Consider the following 16,265-nt stretch of genomic DNA (forward strand, 5'->3'; position numbering starts at 1 on the left):
ATGAGGGGTTGAAATGGCTAGAGACCGACGGCTATGCCGCGGTTGGCAAAGAACCGGTCGAAGGTCGCAAGCGGCAGCGTCACATCGGCCTGGCTTTGTCGGTCGTGACCGGAAGGGTTGTGGAAGCGGATCGTCTCTGCGCCGGCCGCCGTCACCAGAACCAGGTGTCCGCCTTTGGAGGGTGGCTCACGCTCCGGCCAGCGAATGGCGCTGTTGACGGAGGCGATGAAAAATCGCCGCTGCGACAGAAGCTCGGGAATGGAGGATGTTTCGACATTCGTTACCGTCTCGGCCTGCAGCCCGAAACGCTCGGCGATAAATCTGACAAAGGGCGCATAGATGAGGCCCTTGATCGAGGCGTCCGCATCGTTGACGACATAGCCACCATAGGCCGTGCAGTCCCTGGCCAGCGCCAGCGTCGGATGGACCTCGCCGCGTGCGGCAAGGATCATCTTCAGGCAGGCCATGCCGCAGGCATTGACGGCCCAGCGCACATAGTCCTCGATCGTCTCCGCCCCGGAATTGCGCCAGAGAGGGTCGCGCATCAATGCCGATCCTCCCTCCGATACGACCGAAAGGGTCATCTCCGGCGTTTCCCATTGGCTGAAATAAGGCGTGTTGGCCGGCTGATCGCGCACGAAATTTCCGATCGATGATCACATTGCGCCGGAAGATCGACAAGCAAAACGACTGTTTTGCGGCAGGCAGCACCGGTCTGCAAAATTTTGGCAGACCGGTCGACCAATAAGCCGGATACGGGCCGTGCGCATGGCGAATTCACGCCTGTCGGCTTTCGCCAACGATGTGCGGCAGGCAGTGGCCCACCTGCCGCGGCATTCCTATTCGGCCGCGGCTTTCGCTGCGTCGTTGGCCTGGACCAACCGTTCCAGCAGGGTCATTTCGTCTGCAGTCAGGTCGGTCAGCGGCGGGCGGACGGGGCCGGATTGCTGGCCGATCGCCCGCAGGCCCGCCTTGATGATGGATACCGCATAGCCCTTGCGGCGGTTGCGCAGCGCCACGAAGGGGAAGAAGAAGTCGGTGAGGATCTGGTCGACGACCGGCTGGTTGCCGGTGCGCAGCGCCTTGTAGAAACGCTGGGCCAGCGCCGGCACGAAGTTGAACACGGCCGAGGAATAGGTCGTCACGCCGGCGGCGAAATAGGCCTGGGCATAGACTTCATGGGTCGGCATGCCACCGACATAGACCAGCCGATCCTTGATCTTGGTGGTGATCTCGATGACCTTGTCGACATCGCCGACGCCATCCTTGAAGCCGATCAGGTTGGGGCAGTCGTCACAAAGCCGGGCGATGCTGTCGGCGTTCAGAACCGCATTGTCGCGATTGTAGACCACGACGCCGATGCCGACGGATTTACAGACCGTCCTGACATGGGCGACAAGGCCCTCCTGTTCGGCAAACATCAGATAGGGTGGCAGCAGCAGTAGGCCATCCGCGCCGGCCTTTTCGGCAGACTTGGCAATCTCGACGGCCAGCGCCGTGCCGTAGCCGGTACCGGAAATGATCGGCGTCTTGCCGGCCGATGCCTTGGCGGCCCGGATCACCTCTGGAATTTCGGATGGGGTCAGCGAGAAGAATTCGCCGGTGCCGCCTGCGGCAAACAGCACCGAGGCGTCGTAGCCGGCCAGCCATTCGACATGGCGACGATAGGCGGGCTCGTCGAATTTCAGATCGGGGGTAAAATGCGTCACGGGAAAGGAGAGAAGTCCGTCGCCGACGGCTTTCTTGAGTTCAATGGGGTCCATCTGAAATCCTTATGTCTCTATCAATGCAATGGGAGGGACGTCGCATCAGATCTGCGACGTCTCGAGGGCTTGGAGGATGGCGGCGATATAGCCGTAGCAGAAGGCAAAGGCGGTGCCCTGCGGGTCTCGGCCGGCAATGGTCGGCACATGGTCGGGCATGACCATGTAGCGGTAGCCGACTTCCTTGTAGACTCTCAGCGAGCGGACCATGTCCATGTCGCCTTCGTCCGGGAAGGTCTCCATGAAGGACAGTTTGCCGCCGCTGATATTGCGGAAATGCAGGTTGAACAGTTTGCCGCGGGTGCCGAACCAGCGGATGATGTCGTCGATTTCCTCGCGCGGATTGTCGAGCATCTCGCCGACCGAGCCCTGGCAGAAATTGAGGCCGTGATAGGGGCTCTCGCGCATCAGCACGAATTTCTTCAAGCCTTCGACCGTGCCCAGCACGCGGGTGACGCCCTTGTAGCCGGGCGGCGTATAAGGATCGTGCGGATGGCAGGCAAGCCGTACGCGATTGCTTTCCGCAACCGGCACGACGCGCTCGAGAAAATAGTCGATGCGCTCCCAGTTCTCGTCTTCCGAAAGCGTGCCGGCCAAGCCCGGGGCGGCCTGATGGTCAGCCTTGTCCCAGCGGAAGGCTTCGTTTCTGGAGCCGCCGCGCCCGAGCTCCATCTCGGTGCGCGGAATGCCGATCAGGTTGAGATTGTATTTGGCGGCCGGAATGCCGACCTTGGCGCAATTCTCGATCATCGTGCAGACCGCATCGATCTGGCGGTCGCGATCCGGTCCCGCCAGAAGGATGTCCGGATAGGAGGCTTTTTCGATCGGCTGCGAGGGTAGAGGCAATTGGATCATGTCGAGCACGATGCCGAAGCTCTCGACGTGATCGCGATGGCGCTCCAGATCCTCCAATGTCCATGTTTCGGGACGACCCGGCGGGTCGGCCGAGATGTGTTTGACACCCAGCTGGGCAAAGACTCGGTAATCGTCGTCGTCGCGGGCGCCGACCTGTGTTCCCAGATACACTACGCACTCCTCCTCGAACTCGAAATTCATATCACATCATATGACATAATATGAATTTCGAATCCTGTCGAGAGGGTTATTGGCTTTCGGCGAGGATGCGGTAACGCCGCTGGCTGGCCATCAGGTGGTCGCGCATGGCCTGGCGGGCGCGATCCGGATCCTGTTCGGCGATGGCGGAAAGGATGGCGACATGCTCGGCATGCACCTTGTTCAGGTATTCGCGGTCGCTGGCGTCGGGCAGGGTGGGGAACTGGCCGCGCGGGATGGCGCGCGGACCGAAATGGCGCAGCACATCGACATAGAATCGGTTGTTGGTGGCAGCGGCAATGGCCATGTGAAACTCGTAATCCGCCTCCACGGTCGGCTTGCCTTCTTCGATCAGGTTGGCCATCCGGCGGTTGGCGGCGCGCATCGCCGCTTCCTGTTCGGCGGTCCGGCGATAAGCGGCAATGGCAGCGGCTTCGCCCTCGGTTGCCATGCGAAACTCCAGCAATTCCAGGGTTTCCGGAATGCTGTTGATCTCGACTGGCGTCAGGCTGAAGGTCTGGTGGCTCTTCGGATCGCTGACAAAAACACCCTTGCCCTGGACCGGCTTGACATAGCCCGCGGCACGCAGGTCGGCGATTGCCTCTCTGACCACGGTGCGGCTGACGCCGAAGCTTGCCTCGAGTTGCGGCTCGGTCGGCAATTGATCGCCTTCCCTCAGCTTGCCGCTCTCGATCTGGCCGCGCAACTGGTCTATCAGTTGCTGCGCCAGTCTTTGTCGTCCCCTTGGTGCATTCGTCCTCAGTCCGTTTGCCATCGTCTGCCTGTCTCGATCTCTTTTGGCGGGCTCTTGCCAATGTTCACGAAGTCCGATAAATCATAATACGACATACGGACGACATCATATGTATCGTATGATAGCCTAGGGAGGAGATTCTATGAAGCATTTTTCGAGACGATTGTTCGTCGGCGTTGCGTTGAGCGTTCTGACGCTCGGTGCGCCGACCCTTCACGCCGCCACGCCGGACAACCAGCTGGTCATCGCGACATCGCTCGCGCAGGTCCTGTCACTCGATCCCCATCAGGCGACCGAGGGCAAGGCGATCGAAATCATGTCCAATCTCTATGATCGGCTGGTGGCGACCGATGCCACGGGCAAGGTTCTGCCGCAGCTGGCCGAAACCTGGGATATCGACGACAAGGGCATCACCTTTCATCTTCGTGAGGCGGAATTTGCTTCGGGCAACAAGGTCACGTCTGCCGACGTCGTCTATTCGCTGACGCGCCTGATGAAGCTCGACCAGGCAGCGGCGGGCAACTTGAAGCGCGTTGGCTACTCCGCCGACAATATCGAAAAGCTGGTGACCGCACCGGATGAAAAGACTGTTCGCATCGACCTGTCGGGTGAGGTCACGTCGGAGCTTCTGCTGTATCGGCTGGCCATGTGCATCGCCAGCGTCGTCGACAGCGAAGAGGTCAAGAAGCATGTCGTCGACAACGACTATGGCAATGCCTGGCTGCGCACCACTTCGGCCGGTTCCGGGCCGTTCACGCTCAATCGCTGGACACCGAACGAAATGGTCATTCTCGACGCCAACGACAATTACGTGACCGGCGAGCCGAAGATGCGCCGCGTCATCGTTCGCCATGTGCCGGAAAGCCAGGTCGAGCGCCTGATGCTGGAGCGCGGCGACGTGGATATCGCCAGCGCGCTGACAGCATCCGATCTTGCCACCTTCAATGACAAGAAGGGATTTGGCATCCAGCGTATTCCGACCGGCGGCTTCTATGTGCTGGCGATGAATGCCGGCAAGAAGGAACTGTCAGATCCCAAGGTGCGCGAGGCCATCGCCTACGGCATAGACTACAAGGGCATGGAAAAGGCGATCATGGGCCCCTATGGCCGTGTCCGCACGGTGCCGGTGCCGGAGAATTACGAGTATGCCATTCCAAGCCCCGACTGGCAGCTGAATGTCGAGAAGGCCAAGGCCCTGCTCGCGGAAGCCGGCTACAAGGATGGCTTTACCCTGACGCTGAAGACCATTGCCCAGACGCCGCGCATCGATGTGGCGACCGCCATCCAGGCATCGCTCGCCCAGATCGGCATCAAGGTGGAGATCCGCCAGGGCAACGGCTCGGAAATCATCGCCGCCCATCGCGCCCGGGATTTCGACCTGCTGATGCCGCAGACCGGTGCCTATATGCCGAACGTGCTCGGCGCCATGGAGCAGTTTTCCAGCAATCCCGACAATTCGCTCGAAGCCAACAATGCCGGCAATTTCGTCTGGCGGTCTGCGTGGGACATTCCGGAACTGACGGCGTTGACGGCCAAGGCCGCCATGGAGCCGGATGCCAAGAAGCGCGGTGCGCTTTATATCCAGATGCAGGAAATGTTCGTGGCGCAGAAGCCGGCAGTGCTGCCGCTCTTCGAGCGGTTCGAACCGATCGTGGTCAGCAATCGCGTCAAGGACTATGTTGGGCATCCCAGCCAGGCGACCCGCCTGGAAGGCGTCACCAAGACAGCAGCTGAGTAACGGTCAAGGCATTCGATCATGAAGGAACTTTCCGCAAGCGAGTTGGGGCGGCGTGTCCTGCATCTGCTCGTCAGCCTCTTCATCCTGCTCTGCGTCACCTTCGTGATCGGCCGGGTTCTCCCCGTCGACCCCGTGGGCGCCGTGGTCGGCGAGCTTGCCGACCCGGCTGCCTACGAGGCGATGCGGGTGCGGCTCGGGCTGGACCTGCCGCTCTACCAGCAGTTCTTCATCTATCTGGGCGGCCTGTTCCGAGGCGACTTCGGCACGGCCATCCTGACCGGCAATCCGGTGTCACAGGATCTGGCGCAAGCCTTTCCCGCGACGCTGGAGCTGGCGACGCTGGCTGTGCTGATCTCGACCTTTCTCGGCGTGCCACTGGGGCTGGCCGCAGCGCTGTTCCGCGACACGTTCATCGACAAGTTCGCCCGCGTCATCTCGCTGGTCGGCCATTCGATCCCGGTCTTCTGGTTCGGCATCGTCGGGTTGGTGATCTTCTACGCCGCGCTCAACTGGGTCGGCGGCCCCGGCCGGGTCGATGTCTTCTATGAGGGGCTCATCCCGCCGGTCACCGGTCTCCTGCTGGTCGACAGCCTGATCGAGGGTGACACGGAGGTCTTCTGGAACGCCCTGTCGCATATCATCCTGCCGGCCTTTATCCTGGCCTATTCGGCCATGGCCTATATCACCCGCATGACCCGCAGTTTCACCCTGGAGCAGCTCAGCCAGGACTATGTGATTGCCGCCCGCGCCAAGGGCGTCGGTCCGGCGCGCACCGTCATCAGCCACGTGCTGCCCAATATCGCCGTGCAATTGATTACTGTTCTGGCCATTTCCTATGGCAATCTTCTCGAAGGTGCGGTGGTGACGGAAATCGTCTTTTCCTGGCCCGGTATCGGCCAGTACATGACCAATGCGCTGATGATCGGCGACATGAACGCCATTCTGGCGGCCACGATCATCGTCGGGTTCATCTTCATGGCGCTCAATTTTCTGGCCGACATCGCCTATGCGGTCCTTGATCCACGCACGAGGGAGGCTGCCCGATGAGCCAGGTACTCGACCAGACCGCCACCGTGCGGCCGCCCGGCATCGCGAGCCGGATCACCTCCTCGCTCGGCCGAACCATCAGCAAGCTGGGCCATGAGCCGCTCGGCATGGCCGGTTTCATCGTGCTGGCGGTGCTGATCACCGTGGCGATTCTCGCGCCGGCGATAGCTCCTTACGATCCGGCCATCCAGAGCCTTGAAAACGCCCTGCAGCCGCCGAGCCTTGCGCATCTGGCGGGAACCGACGAATTCGGCCGCGATATTTTTAGCCGTCTTGTCTACGGCACGCGGATCACCATCCAGACGGTGCTGTCGATTTCGCTCATCGTCGGGCCGATCGGCCTTTTGATCGGCATCGTCGCCGGCTTCTTCGGCGGGCGCACCGATGCTATCCTGATGCGGGCCACCGACATCGTGCTGTCCTTTCCGTCGCTGATCCTGGCGCTGTCGCTGGCGGCTGCTCTCGGCGCCGGCCTCAACACCGCCATCATCGCGATCTCGCTGACGGCCTGGCCGCCGATCGCGCGCCTTGCCCGTGCCGAAGCGCTGGTGGTGCGCAATGCCGACTATGTCGCGGCCGCTCGCCTTTATGGGGCATCGCCCCTGCGCATCCTGATCCTCTACATCGCGCCGATGTGCATTCCCTCCGTCATCGTGCGCCTGACGCTGAACATGGCGGGCATTATCCTGACCGCGGCCTCCCTCGGTTTTCTCGGTCTCGGGGCCCAGCCGCCGGCGCCGGAATGGGGCGCGATGATCTCCAGCGGGCGCAAGTTTATGCTCGATTACTGGTGGGTCGCCGTAATGCCCGGTATCGCAATTCTCCTGACGAGCATCGCCTTCAATATTGTCGGCGATACGCTGCGCGACCTTCTGGATCCCCGCCATGCCCGGTCCTGATTTCAGCAACATCCTGTCAATCCGCGACCTCAACGTGCGGTTCGGACAGAATTCCATTCCGGCGGTCTCGAATGTCAGCTTCGATCTCGGCCGCGAGCGCATCGGCATCGTCGGCGAATCCGGGTCCGGCAAGTCGACGACGGGTCGGGCGATCATGCGGCTTCTGCCGCCGAGCGCCTCCGTGACGGCATCGGCGCTGGATTTCTGCGGCGAGCCGCTGCTCGACAAGACCGAGCGCCAGATGGGCGGATTGCGCGGCAAGGATATCGCGCTGATCATGCAGGATCCGCGCTATTCGCTGAACCCGGTGCTGAACATCGGCAAGCAGATCGCGGAGGCCGCCAAGCTGCATCTCGGCCTGTCGAAGAAGCCGGCACTGGAGGCAGCGCGCGCCATGCTCGAGCGGGTGCGGATCGCCGAACCGGACAGGGTGATGAAGCTCTATCCGCATCAGATTTCCGGCGGCATGGGCCAGCGGGTGATGATCGCCATGATGCTGCTGGCCAAGCCGAAGCTGGTAATCGCCGACGAGCCGACCTCGGCGCTTGATGTCAGCGTTCGCAAGGATGTCCTGGTCCTGCTCGATGAACTGGTGCGGGAGAACAATTCCGGCCTGATCCTGATCAGCCACGATATCCGCATGGTGGCCGCCTTCTGTGAACGCATTCTGGTGATGTATGCGGGGCGGGTCGTGGAGACGTTGTCCAAGCTTGAAGAGGCGCAGCATCCCTATACGCGCGGCCTGATCGCCGCCCTTCCCGATCCGCGCCATCCGGTCGACCGCCTGAAGGTGCTGGACCGGGAAAGCCTCAACAAAGCCGCGGAGATTGCTCGATGATCAAGGTCGATAATCTGGATGTCGTCTACGGCACGAAGGCCAGCCGCAACCACGTGGTCCGCGGCGTGAATTTCACGGTCGCCAAAGGCGAGACGCTCGGCATTGTCGGCGAATCCGGTTGCGGCAAGTCGACAGTGCTGCGCTCGCTGGCCGGTATCGAACAGGGTTGGACAGGAAGCATTTCGCTTGCCGGCAAGCCGATCGGCAAGACTCGTTCGCGCGACGAGCTGATGCTGTCGCAGATGGTGTTTCAGGATCCCTATGGTTCGCTGCATCCCCGCCACCGCATCGGCACGGCACTGGCCGAACCGATCCGGGCCATGGGACTTGGCGACGGCTGGTCGAAGGTGCCGGCGGCGCTGCGGCAGGTGGGGTTGCCGGAGGCTTTTGCCACGCGGTTTCCACATGAGCTGTCGGGCGGCCAGCGCCAGCGTGTCGCCATCGCGCGGGCGCTGATCCTGTCGCCGGAGATCCTGCTTCTAGACGAGCCGACCTCGGCGCTCGACGTGTCCGTGCAGGCGGAAATCCTCAATCTTCTCGCCGATCAGCGTGACGAGCGGGGCCTGACCTTTGTCCTGGTCAGCCACGATCTCGCCGTCATCGCCCATATGTGCGACCGGGTTCTGGTGATGCAGAACGGCGTGTTTGTCGATGAGATGAGCAAAGAGGACCTGCGGCTCGGGGCCACCCATTCGGCCTATGCACAGGAGCTGTTCGACGCGAATTTTCTCTGATCATCCGAGGAGCCGGGCAGGATAAGTTGCCCGATTTGTCGAACGTCAATCCGAACCCTCGAAAATATCTTGCCTGATCCTGTCGAAATCAAAATTATGTGATAAGACAGAAAAAGAAATTCCGGCTAACGATAGCCTGGAATGAGGAGTTTCGATGGAAAGAGTTCTCGCCCAGGGCCAGGATCTCAGTGCGCAGACCGAGGCGATCCGGGCGCGCATTCTGGATGTGCTGTCACGTTTGTCGTGGGACGGCATGCTGTTCAAGCATACCATTCCCGGTCTTTCGCTCTATCGTTTGGTGGAGCCGGCCGGTCCGTTTTCCAGCGTCTATGAGCCCAGCCTCTCGATGATCATCAAGGGAAGCAAGCGCATCAGTGTCGGCGACGAGACGCTTGTCTATGATGAGTCCTGCTTCTTTCTGACGGCGATCGGATTGCCGATGACCGGCCAGATCTGTGCGGCGAGCGAAGGCGAGCCCTACGTCGCCGCCATGCTGCGGCTTGATCTGGAGAGGTTGCGGCGCCTCATCGCCGATTATGACATACAGCCGTCCGATACGCGCGAACGCGACCGCGGCATTGTGGTCGGCGCAGCCACGCCGGAACTGTTCGATGCCTTCCTGCGGCTGATTTCGCTGGCTGGCACGCCGAATGACATCCCTTTCCTCGCAGGCCATATCCAGAACGAGATCCTGTACCGGCTGCTGTCGGGCGAGCAGGGTGCTCGCCTGCGACGGTTTGCGCTGGCCGGCACCAACAGCAACCGCGTCGCCAAGGCCGTGGCCTGGCTCAAGGAAAATTATACATTGCCGCTGCGCGTCGAAGACCTGGCGGAGATGGCCAATATGGGCGTCTCGACGCTTCACCATCATTTCCGCGCCATGACGGCGATGAGCCCCCTGCAATTCCAGAAGCATCTGCGGCTGCACCATGCGCGCGAACTGATGCTGTCGGGGTCGCTGGATGCGGCAAGCGCCTCGCTCCGGGTCGGCTATGAGAGCCCGACGCAGTTCAGCCGGGAATACCGGCGCATGTTCGGCCATCCTCCCCTGCGCGACATCAGAGCGATCCTGAATTCCGACGAATCCACTCGGCGCGGTTCCGTCGGCTGACACGCGCTGCGGCCGGCGACCTGCGTGGAATTGCGTGGCTTGCCAAATGTCAAAAATGGTGCGGATGGACAAAAAGCGACCGGAGCGACAGGATCGAGCAATAATCCGGCAGGATCGAATCTACCCGTCTTTGACAGGTTCTTCTAAACTCCCCTGGCAAATGGTGCGCGCCGGCAGGTCTCGAAATCGGTATTTCGGGCCTGTTTGTCATGATCGCGCGCCACAACGCGAGGAGAACATTCATGGTGAATTTAACGATCAACGGCACTGAACATCAGGTCGAAGCCGACGCCGACATGCCGCTTCTCTGGTTCATCCGCGACCTCTTGGGGCTGACCGGAACGAAATTCGGCTGTGGCATGGCGCAATGTGGCGCCTGCACGGTCCATCTCGACGGGGTGGCGGTCCGCTCCTGCCAGACATTTGTCGGCGACGTCGGCGATGCGAAGATCACGACGATCGAGGGGATTTCCGGCAAGGTGGCCGAAACGCTCCAGACGGTCTGGGCCGATCTCGATGTGCCGCAATGCGGCTACTGTCAATCCGGTCAGCTCATGTCTGCAACCGAGCTGCTGACCGGCAACCCCAAACCGACCGACGAGGACATCGATGCCGCAATGGCCGGCAATCTCTGTCGGTGCGCCACCTATCACCGAATCCGTGCGGGGATTCATGAAGCTGCCAAGCGTCTGGAGGCCTGAGCCATGTTACCGAAGATGATGCAATCTCTCGTTCTTCCCGCGGCACAGGCGCAGGCCTCCCGCCGGCAATTCCTGCTGGGCGCGTTTGCGGCCGGCACGGGGCTCGCAGTCGGCTTCCGTCTCCTCTCCGCATCGCCGGCCTTGGCCGCCGAGACTGCGGTTGGCGATAGCGGTGCCCATGCCTTCAGCCCCTATCTGACGATCGATGGCGACGGCAAGGTCACGGTCCTGTCCTCACAGTTCGAAATGGGGCAGGGGTCGTATAACGGTCTGGCAACGCTGGTGGTCGAGGAGCTCGACGCCGACTGGTCCACCATCGAGGTGCAGGGTGTGGCCGGCAATGTCAAAGCCTATGGCAACGTTGCCTTCGGCGGCGCTATTCAGGGGACCGGCGGCTCCACGTCGATGGTCACCTCCTGGGAGCGTTATCGCCAGGCGGGTGCTGCTGCGCGCGCCATGCTGGTGTCGGCCGCTGCCGCCGAATGGGGTGTTCCTGCTGCGGAAATCACCGTTGAAAACGGCATTCTGACCCATGCCTCCGGCAAGAGTGGCGGCTTTGGCCTGTTTGCGGCCAAGGCTGCGACCCTGCCGGCGCCGACCGACGTGACCCTCAAACAGCCGAGTGAGTGGAAGCGCATCGGCAAGCCGGATCAGAAGCGTTTCGACAGCGCCCGCAAGGCCAATGGCACCGAGCAGTACACGATCGATGTCAAGCTTCCCGGCATGCTGACGGCGGTGATGATCCACCCGCCGTTGTTCGGCGCCAAGGTGAAGTCCTTCGATGCGACGGCTGCCCGGGCCGTCAAGGGCGTTGTCGACGTCGTCGAGACGCCGCGCGGCGTGGCAGTGGTCGCCGAACACATGTGGGCGGCGATCAAGGGCCGGGAAACCGTCACGGTGGAATGGGACGACACGGCGGCCGAAAAGCGTGGCACGCCTGAACTCATGGCGCTGTATCGTGATCTTGCGGCCAAGGCGCCCGTTGCCATTGCCCGCAAGGACGGCGACGTCGACGCCGGCTTCTCCGCCGCCGCCAAGGTGATCGACGCGAGCTTCGAGTTTCCGTATCTGGCGCATTCGGCGATGGAACCACTCAACGCCGTGGCGCGCAAGAACGAAGACGGGACGCTGGAAATCTGGGGTGGCCATCAGTTCCCGGATGTCTATCAGGCCCTGAGCAGCCAGATCGCCGATGTCACGCCCGACAAGGTGCATCTGCATGTCATGAAGACCGGCGGCAGCTTTGGCCGGCGTGCGGTGTTCGACGGTGATGTGGTGGTCGAGGCGGTCTATGTCGCCAAGGCCATCGGCTACCGGGCGCCCGTCAAGGTGCAATGGACCCGCGAGGACGACATGCGGGCCGGCCGCTATCGCCCGGCCTATGTGCATACCCTGAAGGCCGGGCTCGATGGCGAGGGCAAACTCGTGGCCTGGCAAAACCATGTGGTCGGCCAGTCCATCATGGCGAAGACCGCCTTTGACGGCATGGTCAAGAACGGCGTCGACCCGACCTCGGTCGAAGGGGCGAACAACCTGCCTTACGCCATTCCCAACCAGACCGTCGGCCTGACGACCACCGACGTCGGCGTTCCGGTTCTGTGGTGGCGTTCTGTCGGCTCGACCCATACGGCCTTTGCGGCGGAAGTCTTCATGGACGAAGTCGCCGAGGCGGCGGGCCGCGATCCGGTCGAATTCCGCCTCTCGATGCTGGAGCCGGAATCGCGCCATGCGGTCGTCCTCAAGCTTGCTGCCGAAAAGGCAGAGTGGACCAAACCTCTGGCGCAAGGACGGTTCCGCGGCGTGGCCGTGGCAGAGAGCTTCGGCACCGTGGTGGCGCAGATTGCCGAGGTCTCGACCGACGGCAAGGGCGGCATCAAGGTCGAACGCGTCGTGGCAGCGGTCGATTGCGGACTGGCAATCAATCCGGACCAGGTCCGCGCCCAGGTCGAGGGTGGCATCGGCTTCGGACTGGGAGCCATCCTCGGCGAAGAGATCACGCTGACCGATGGCCAGGTCGACCAGGGCAACTTCGATGCCTATACGCCGCTTCGCATCGACGCCATGCCGGTGGTCGAGGTGCATATCCTCGCCTCGGCCAATGCGCCGTCGGGTATCGGCGAACCAGGTGTTCCGCCGATCGGACCGGCGGTTGCCAATGCCATCTACAAGGCGCTCGGCAAGCGCATCCGCGTCATGCCCTTTGCAAAATCGCTGAACGCGTAACGGTCGCATACGATCCCCGGCTGCACCTGCAGCCGGGGATTATGCCAATTGAAGGGTCACCGGGAGTTCACACGTCCAGGATGGCCTTGATCACGCCCGTCTCCGGACGGGACCATTCGGAAAACAGCGACACGCCGTCTTCCAGCCGTCCGTGATGGGTGTTGAGCGCACGGGTCGGCACCTTGCCCGCTTCCATCTGGCGCACCACTTCGGCAAAATCGTCCGGCTGTGCGTTGCGGCTGGCAAAAAGCGTGATCTCGCGCTTGTGGAATTCCGGGTCGGAGAAGGTGATATCCTGACGGACCACCGACAACAGCACGTAGCGAGCACCGTGGTTCAGGAAATTGAAGCCGCGCTGCATCGGGATGGCATTGCCCGTCGCGTCGATGACCACGTCGTACCAGTCTCCGCCGGTCTGCCGTTCGGCCTCCGCCTCGGCCTGGTCGTTGGCAATCAGGATCGTATCGGCGCCGAGCCTCTCGACGGCAAAGGTCAGCCGGTCCTGGCGGGTGTCCATCACGGTCACATGGGCGCCGCGCGCCTTGGCAAAGATGATGGCCGACATGCCGATCGGGCCGGAGCCGGTGACGAGCACGCGGTCCTTTGCCCCGATATTGCCGCGCTTGACGCCGTGGGCGCCGATCGCCAGAAACTCGATCATCGCCGCATCTTCCAGGGCAATGCCGCCGGTCGGCACGACGTTCTGTTCGGGCACGCAGAGGTATTCGGCCATGCCGCCGTCGCAATGGACGCCGAGCACGCGAATATTGCGGCAGGCATTGGTCAGCCCCTTGCTGCAGGCCTGGCAGGTGCCGCAGGACAGATAGGGTACGATGTAGACCGGCTCGCCCTGTCTCAGCCGGCTGCCCTCCGGCGCCTGCTCGACCGTGCCGGACAGTTCATGGCCCATGACGCGCGGATATTCGAGGAAGGGATGTTTGCCGGCGAAAATGTGGAAGTCGGTGCCGCAAATACCGACATGGCGGATGCGCACCAGCACTTCGTTTGGCGCAGGAACGGGTTCCGGCCGGGAGACGAGCGAAAGGCGACCGGGTTCGTTGCAAATCAGCGCTTTCATGGGATCTTCCTGTTGATCTTGGAGGCAATGGATTCGAGCACGGGTGCCGGCGTTCCTGCCCAGTCGAGGAAGGCGGCGATGCGTCGTTCCACCTTGAGGGCATGATTGCCGGCGATATCGGCGATGCGGTGGTCGAGATAGGGATTGAGGAAACGGCTCATCGTCGTTTCCACATAGGCCGAGGCCTGGTCGCCCATGCCGCGTGCGGCAAATCCCGGCAGAACCTCGTCGCGGTAGACCGCATCAAGCCGGGCGCAGATGGCGGGATCGGCGAGAATGACCTTGACCGTTTCGCCGGGCGGGCGGCCTTCGCCTTGCCAGATGTCGGCCAGCACGCTGTGGCCGAGATTGAGGATGTGCAGCTTCAGCCGTTCGAAAGGTTCGAGATCGTCGGCCAGCACGATTGACGGATGGCGGCAGGGCAGGGTCAGTCCCGGCGTTTTCTCGATGGCCCAGAGCGCGTAGGGCTCGGCAATCGCGCCGGCCGGCTCCAGCGGTTCGGAGACGATCCGGTCGACCAGCGTATTGGCGAAGATTACCTTGTCGTCGAGCCAGCGCAGGAAGGCCGGGCTGGCGCCGGCTTGGCCGGCCAAATCCTGAACCACGCCCTTGAGGACCGGTCCGTTGCGGTTGATCAACTCGCAGGGCAGGATCGTCAACGGTGTGCCACCCGCCTCGAAACGGGCGTGCAGCAATTGCGCGAGCTTGCCGGGAAAAGACGGCAGCGGCGTCTCAGAGCCAAGGCCGGCTGTTGCTTCGCCGGGGCCGACCGCATAGCCGGAATCGCCCGTATTGGAGATCACGAACGTTGCCTCGTCGGCGAAAAGACGGACGATTTCCGCCCAGTCGCTTGATGTCGACAGGCCGCGGGAGACACTTTTGACAGAGATATGACGCTCGACCGGCGCGCCGTTTTCAAGGCCGCGAATGATGACGGGATAACCCTCCGGGTCTGAAAATGCGGCCAGTCGACCTGCCCGCTCCGCCGAGCCGGAGGTCTGGATGATGGTGATCGGGGCCACATCCTGGCCGGCCTCGCGGGCCTCGTGCAGGAAGAGGTCGGCATGGGCCTGCAGAAACCGGCTGGTGCCGAACTGGAGGATAAGTCCTGGCATCAGCGCGCTCCAAATTGCGGGTGAAGGAGGGCGCGTTCGATGCCGCGCAGTTCTGCAAGGCCCTTCAGCCGGCCGATCGCCGGATAGCCGGGCTGCGCGCCGCGCGTCAGGTCGTCGAGGATTTCCTGGCCGTGGTCGGGACGCATCGGAATCTGGTGATCGTCGCGACCTTCGGCGCGGCGGCGCTTTTCCTCGTCGAGCAGCGCTGCGATCACCGCGACCATATCGGTGCCGCCTTCCAGATGTTCGTCTTCGAAGAAGGAACACGGCACGGTGTCGGTGTCACGGGTCACGTTGCGCAGATGCACGAAATGGATCCGGTCGGCAAAGCGCTTTGCGATCACCGGTAGGTTATTGTCAGCCCGGGCGCCGAGCGAGCCGGTGCACAGGGTCACACCATTGGCACGGCTATCCACCTGGCCCAGCATATGGGCGTAATCGGTTTCGGTCGACAGAATGCGTGGCAGGCCGAGCAGCGGCCACGGCGGGTCGTCGCCATGGGCACAGATATTGATGCCGATCTCTTCGGCAACCGGCGTCACCTGCGAGAGGAAATCGATGAGGTTCTGCTGCAACCTGTTGCGGTCGGTGCCCTGGTAGGTACGCAGCTTCTCCAGTAGTTGATCGAGGGTATAGCCATCGGCGGAGCCCGGCAGGCCGGCTCCGATATTGCGGCCGAGGGCTAAGATCTTGTCATCCGGCATGGCGGCGAAACGTTGCGCTGCCTGCTCGATCAGTGCTTCCGGATAGTCGGCGCTGGCCTCGGGGCGCTTCAGGATGTGGATGTCGAAGGCGGTGAAATCGACGAGATCGAAGCGCATGGCCCTGGCGCCATGACCGGTCTCCCAGCGCAGGTCGGTGCGGGTCCAGTCGAGCACCGGCATGAAATTGTAGCAGACGGTGCGGATGCCGCAGGCCGACAGGCGCCGCAGCGTTTCCTGCCAGTTGGCGACATGGTCGCGCCAGTCTCCCGTCTGGGTCTTCATGTCCTCCGACACGGGCACGCTCTCCACCACGTCCCAGTAAAGGCCGCCGGCCTTGATCTCGTCCTGGCGCTGCCGAATGCCTTCAATCGTCCAGGCCGTTCCGGTCGGGACATGGTGCAGCGCGCTGACGATGCCTTGCGCACCGGCCTGCGCCGCATCGCGCACCGTCACCTTGTCGACAGGGCCAAACCACCGCCATGTATGTCTCATCGTCTTATCCTCTGG

General features: G+C 62.5%; 15 protein-coding genes. 8 read left to right on the top strand and 7 right to left on the bottom strand.

Annotation, left to right across the window (positions count from 1 at the left end):
- Positions 1-17: 17 nt before the first annotated feature.
- The 4 genes from HFC70_RS06650 to HFC70_RS06665 form a co-directional block, all read right to left on the bottom strand.
- Entirely contained in the window at positions 18-638 is a 621-nt protein-coding gene (locus HFC70_RS06650) for a C39 family peptidase (protein WP_368669561.1), read from the bottom strand.
- A 201-nt stretch (positions 639-839) separates the two neighbouring features.
- On the bottom strand, positions 840-1,763 hold the full coding sequence (kdgD, locus tag HFC70_RS06655; RefSeq protein WP_168472433.1) for a 5-dehydro-4-deoxyglucarate dehydratase: 924 nt from the start codon (positions 1,761-1,763) through the stop codon (positions 840-842).
- A 45-nt stretch (positions 1,764-1,808) separates the two neighbouring features.
- Positions 1,809-2,789 (bottom strand): mannonate dehydratase, encoded by a 981-nt coding sequence (locus HFC70_RS06660; protein ID WP_168472434.1) that lies wholly within the window; start codon positions 2,787-2,789, stop codon positions 1,809-1,811.
- A gap of 76 nt (positions 2,790-2,865) precedes the next feature.
- On the bottom strand, positions 2,866-3,591 hold the full coding sequence (locus HFC70_RS06665; RefSeq protein ID WP_168472435.1) for a FadR/GntR family transcriptional regulator: 726 nt from the start codon (positions 3,589-3,591) through the stop codon (positions 2,866-2,868).
- A 121-nt stretch (positions 3,592-3,712) separates the two neighbouring features.
- Here HFC70_RS06665 and HFC70_RS06670 point away from each other — a divergent pair, with 121 nt between their 5' ends.
- From HFC70_RS06670 to HFC70_RS06705, 8 genes are all read left to right on the top strand, one after another.
- Positions 3,713-5,308 (top strand): ABC transporter substrate-binding protein, encoded by a 1,596-nt coding sequence (locus tag HFC70_RS06670; RefSeq protein ID WP_168472436.1) that lies wholly within the window; start codon positions 3,713-3,715, stop codon positions 5,306-5,308.
- 18 nt (positions 5,309-5,326) lie between these two features.
- Positions 5,327-6,355 carry an ABC transporter permease gene (locus HFC70_RS06675; RefSeq protein ID WP_168472437.1) on the top strand — a complete coding sequence of 343 codons (1,029 nt, stop codon included), beginning with the start codon at positions 5,327-5,329 and terminating at the stop codon, positions 6,353-6,355.
- Positions 6,352-7,254: an ABC transporter permease gene (locus HFC70_RS06680; protein ID WP_168472438.1), complete on the top strand. Its 903-nt coding sequence runs from the start codon at positions 6,352-6,354 to the stop codon at positions 7,252-7,254. The genes HFC70_RS06675 and HFC70_RS06680 overlap by 4 nt, the downstream gene beginning before the upstream one ends.
- Complete coding sequence (locus tag HFC70_RS06685) at positions 7,241-8,092, top strand: ABC transporter ATP-binding protein (protein WP_168472439.1); 852 nt, start codon at positions 7,241-7,243, stop codon at positions 8,090-8,092. Before HFC70_RS06680 ends, HFC70_RS06685 begins: the two co-directional genes overlap by 14 nt.
- Positions 8,089-8,826: an ABC transporter ATP-binding protein gene (locus tag HFC70_RS06690; RefSeq protein WP_168472440.1), complete on the top strand. Its 738-nt coding sequence runs from the start codon at positions 8,089-8,091 to the stop codon at positions 8,824-8,826. The genes HFC70_RS06685 and HFC70_RS06690 overlap by 4 nt, the downstream gene beginning before the upstream one ends.
- Positions 8,827-8,980: 154 nt before the next feature.
- Positions 8,981-9,937 (top strand): AraC family transcriptional regulator, encoded by a 957-nt coding sequence (locus HFC70_RS06695; RefSeq protein ID WP_168472441.1) that lies wholly within the window; start codon positions 8,981-8,983, stop codon positions 9,935-9,937.
- 242 nt (positions 9,938-10,179) lie between these two features.
- The gene (locus tag HFC70_RS06700; RefSeq protein ID WP_168472442.1) at positions 10,180-10,638 is read left to right on the top strand and encodes a (2Fe-2S)-binding protein; all 459 of its coding nucleotides are present in this window, start codon (positions 10,180-10,182) and stop codon (positions 10,636-10,638) included.
- Positions 10,639-10,641: 3 nt separating this feature from the next.
- Positions 10,642-12,861, top strand: coding sequence for a xanthine dehydrogenase family protein molybdopterin-binding subunit (locus HFC70_RS06705; RefSeq protein ID WP_168472443.1), 2,220 nt, complete (start codon positions 10,642-10,644; stop codon positions 12,859-12,861).
- A gap of 67 nt (positions 12,862-12,928) precedes the next feature.
- On the opposite strand, the gene HFC70_RS06710 is transcribed toward HFC70_RS06705, so the two are convergent.
- From HFC70_RS06710 to uxuA, 3 genes are read right to left on the bottom strand one after another with little or no spacing between them, the layout of a single operon-like run.
- On the bottom strand, positions 12,929-13,939 hold the full coding sequence (locus tag HFC70_RS06710) for a zinc-binding alcohol dehydrogenase family protein (protein ID WP_168472444.1): 1,011 nt from the start codon (positions 13,937-13,939) through the stop codon (positions 12,929-12,931).
- Positions 13,936-15,054: a mannitol dehydrogenase family protein gene (locus HFC70_RS06715; protein WP_168472445.1), complete on the bottom strand. Its 1,119-nt coding sequence runs from the start codon at positions 15,052-15,054 to the stop codon at positions 13,936-13,938. The genes HFC70_RS06710 and HFC70_RS06715 overlap by 4 nt, the downstream gene beginning before the upstream one ends.
- Entirely contained in the window at positions 15,054-16,250 is a 1,197-nt protein-coding gene (uxuA, locus tag HFC70_RS06720) for a mannonate dehydratase (RefSeq protein ID WP_168472446.1), read from the bottom strand. Before uxuA ends, HFC70_RS06715 begins: the two co-directional genes overlap by 1 nt.
- Positions 16,251-16,265 lie beyond the last annotated feature (15 nt).

It is taken from the genome of Agrobacterium sp. a22-2 (genome assembly GCF_012276985.1).
GTDB lineage: Bacteria > Pseudomonadota > Alphaproteobacteria > Rhizobiales > Rhizobiaceae > Allorhizobium.

Excerpts from the sequence above, each read along its gene's own strand:
- HFC70_RS06685 (WP_168472439.1), top strand. The coding sequence starts at position 7,241 with ATGCCCGGTCCTGATTTCAGCAACATCCTGTCAATCCGCGACCTCAAC.
- HFC70_RS06705 (WP_168472443.1), top strand. The coding sequence starts at position 10,642 with ATGTTACCGAAGATGATGCAATCTCTCGTTCTTCCCGCGGCACAGGCG.
- HFC70_RS06675 (WP_168472437.1), top strand. The coding sequence starts at position 5,327 with ATGAAGGAACTTTCCGCAAGCGAGTTGGGGCGGCGTGTCCTGCATCTG.
- HFC70_RS06670 (WP_168472436.1), top strand. The coding sequence starts at position 3,713 with ATGAAGCATTTTTCGAGACGATTGTTCGTCGGCGTTGCGTTGAGCGTT.
- HFC70_RS06690 (WP_168472440.1), top strand. The coding sequence starts at position 8,089 with ATGATCAAGGTCGATAATCTGGATGTCGTCTACGGCACGAAGGCCAGC.
- uxuA (WP_168472446.1), bottom strand. The coding sequence starts at position 16,250 with ATGAGACATACATGGCGGTGGTTTGGCCCTGTCGACAAGGTGACGGTG.
- HFC70_RS06665 (WP_168472435.1), bottom strand. The coding sequence starts at position 3,591 with ATGGCAAACGGACTGAGGACGAATGCACCAAGGGGACGACAAAGACTG.
- HFC70_RS06680 (WP_168472438.1), top strand. The coding sequence starts at position 6,352 with ATGAGCCAGGTACTCGACCAGACCGCCACCGTGCGGCCGCCCGGCATC.
- kdgD (WP_168472433.1), bottom strand. The coding sequence starts at position 1,763 with ATGGACCCCATTGAACTCAAGAAAGCCGTCGGCGACGGACTTCTCTCC.
- HFC70_RS06715 (WP_168472445.1), bottom strand. The coding sequence starts at position 15,054 with ATGCCAGGACTTATCCTCCAGTTCGGCACCAGCCGGTTTCTGCAGGCC.
- HFC70_RS06695 (WP_168472441.1), top strand. The coding sequence starts at position 8,981 with ATGGAAAGAGTTCTCGCCCAGGGCCAGGATCTCAGTGCGCAGACCGAG.
- HFC70_RS06700 (WP_168472442.1), top strand. The coding sequence starts at position 10,180 with ATGGTGAATTTAACGATCAACGGCACTGAACATCAGGTCGAAGCCGAC.
- HFC70_RS06710 (WP_168472444.1), bottom strand. The coding sequence starts at position 13,939 with ATGAAAGCGCTGATTTGCAACGAACCCGGTCGCCTTTCGCTCGTCTCC.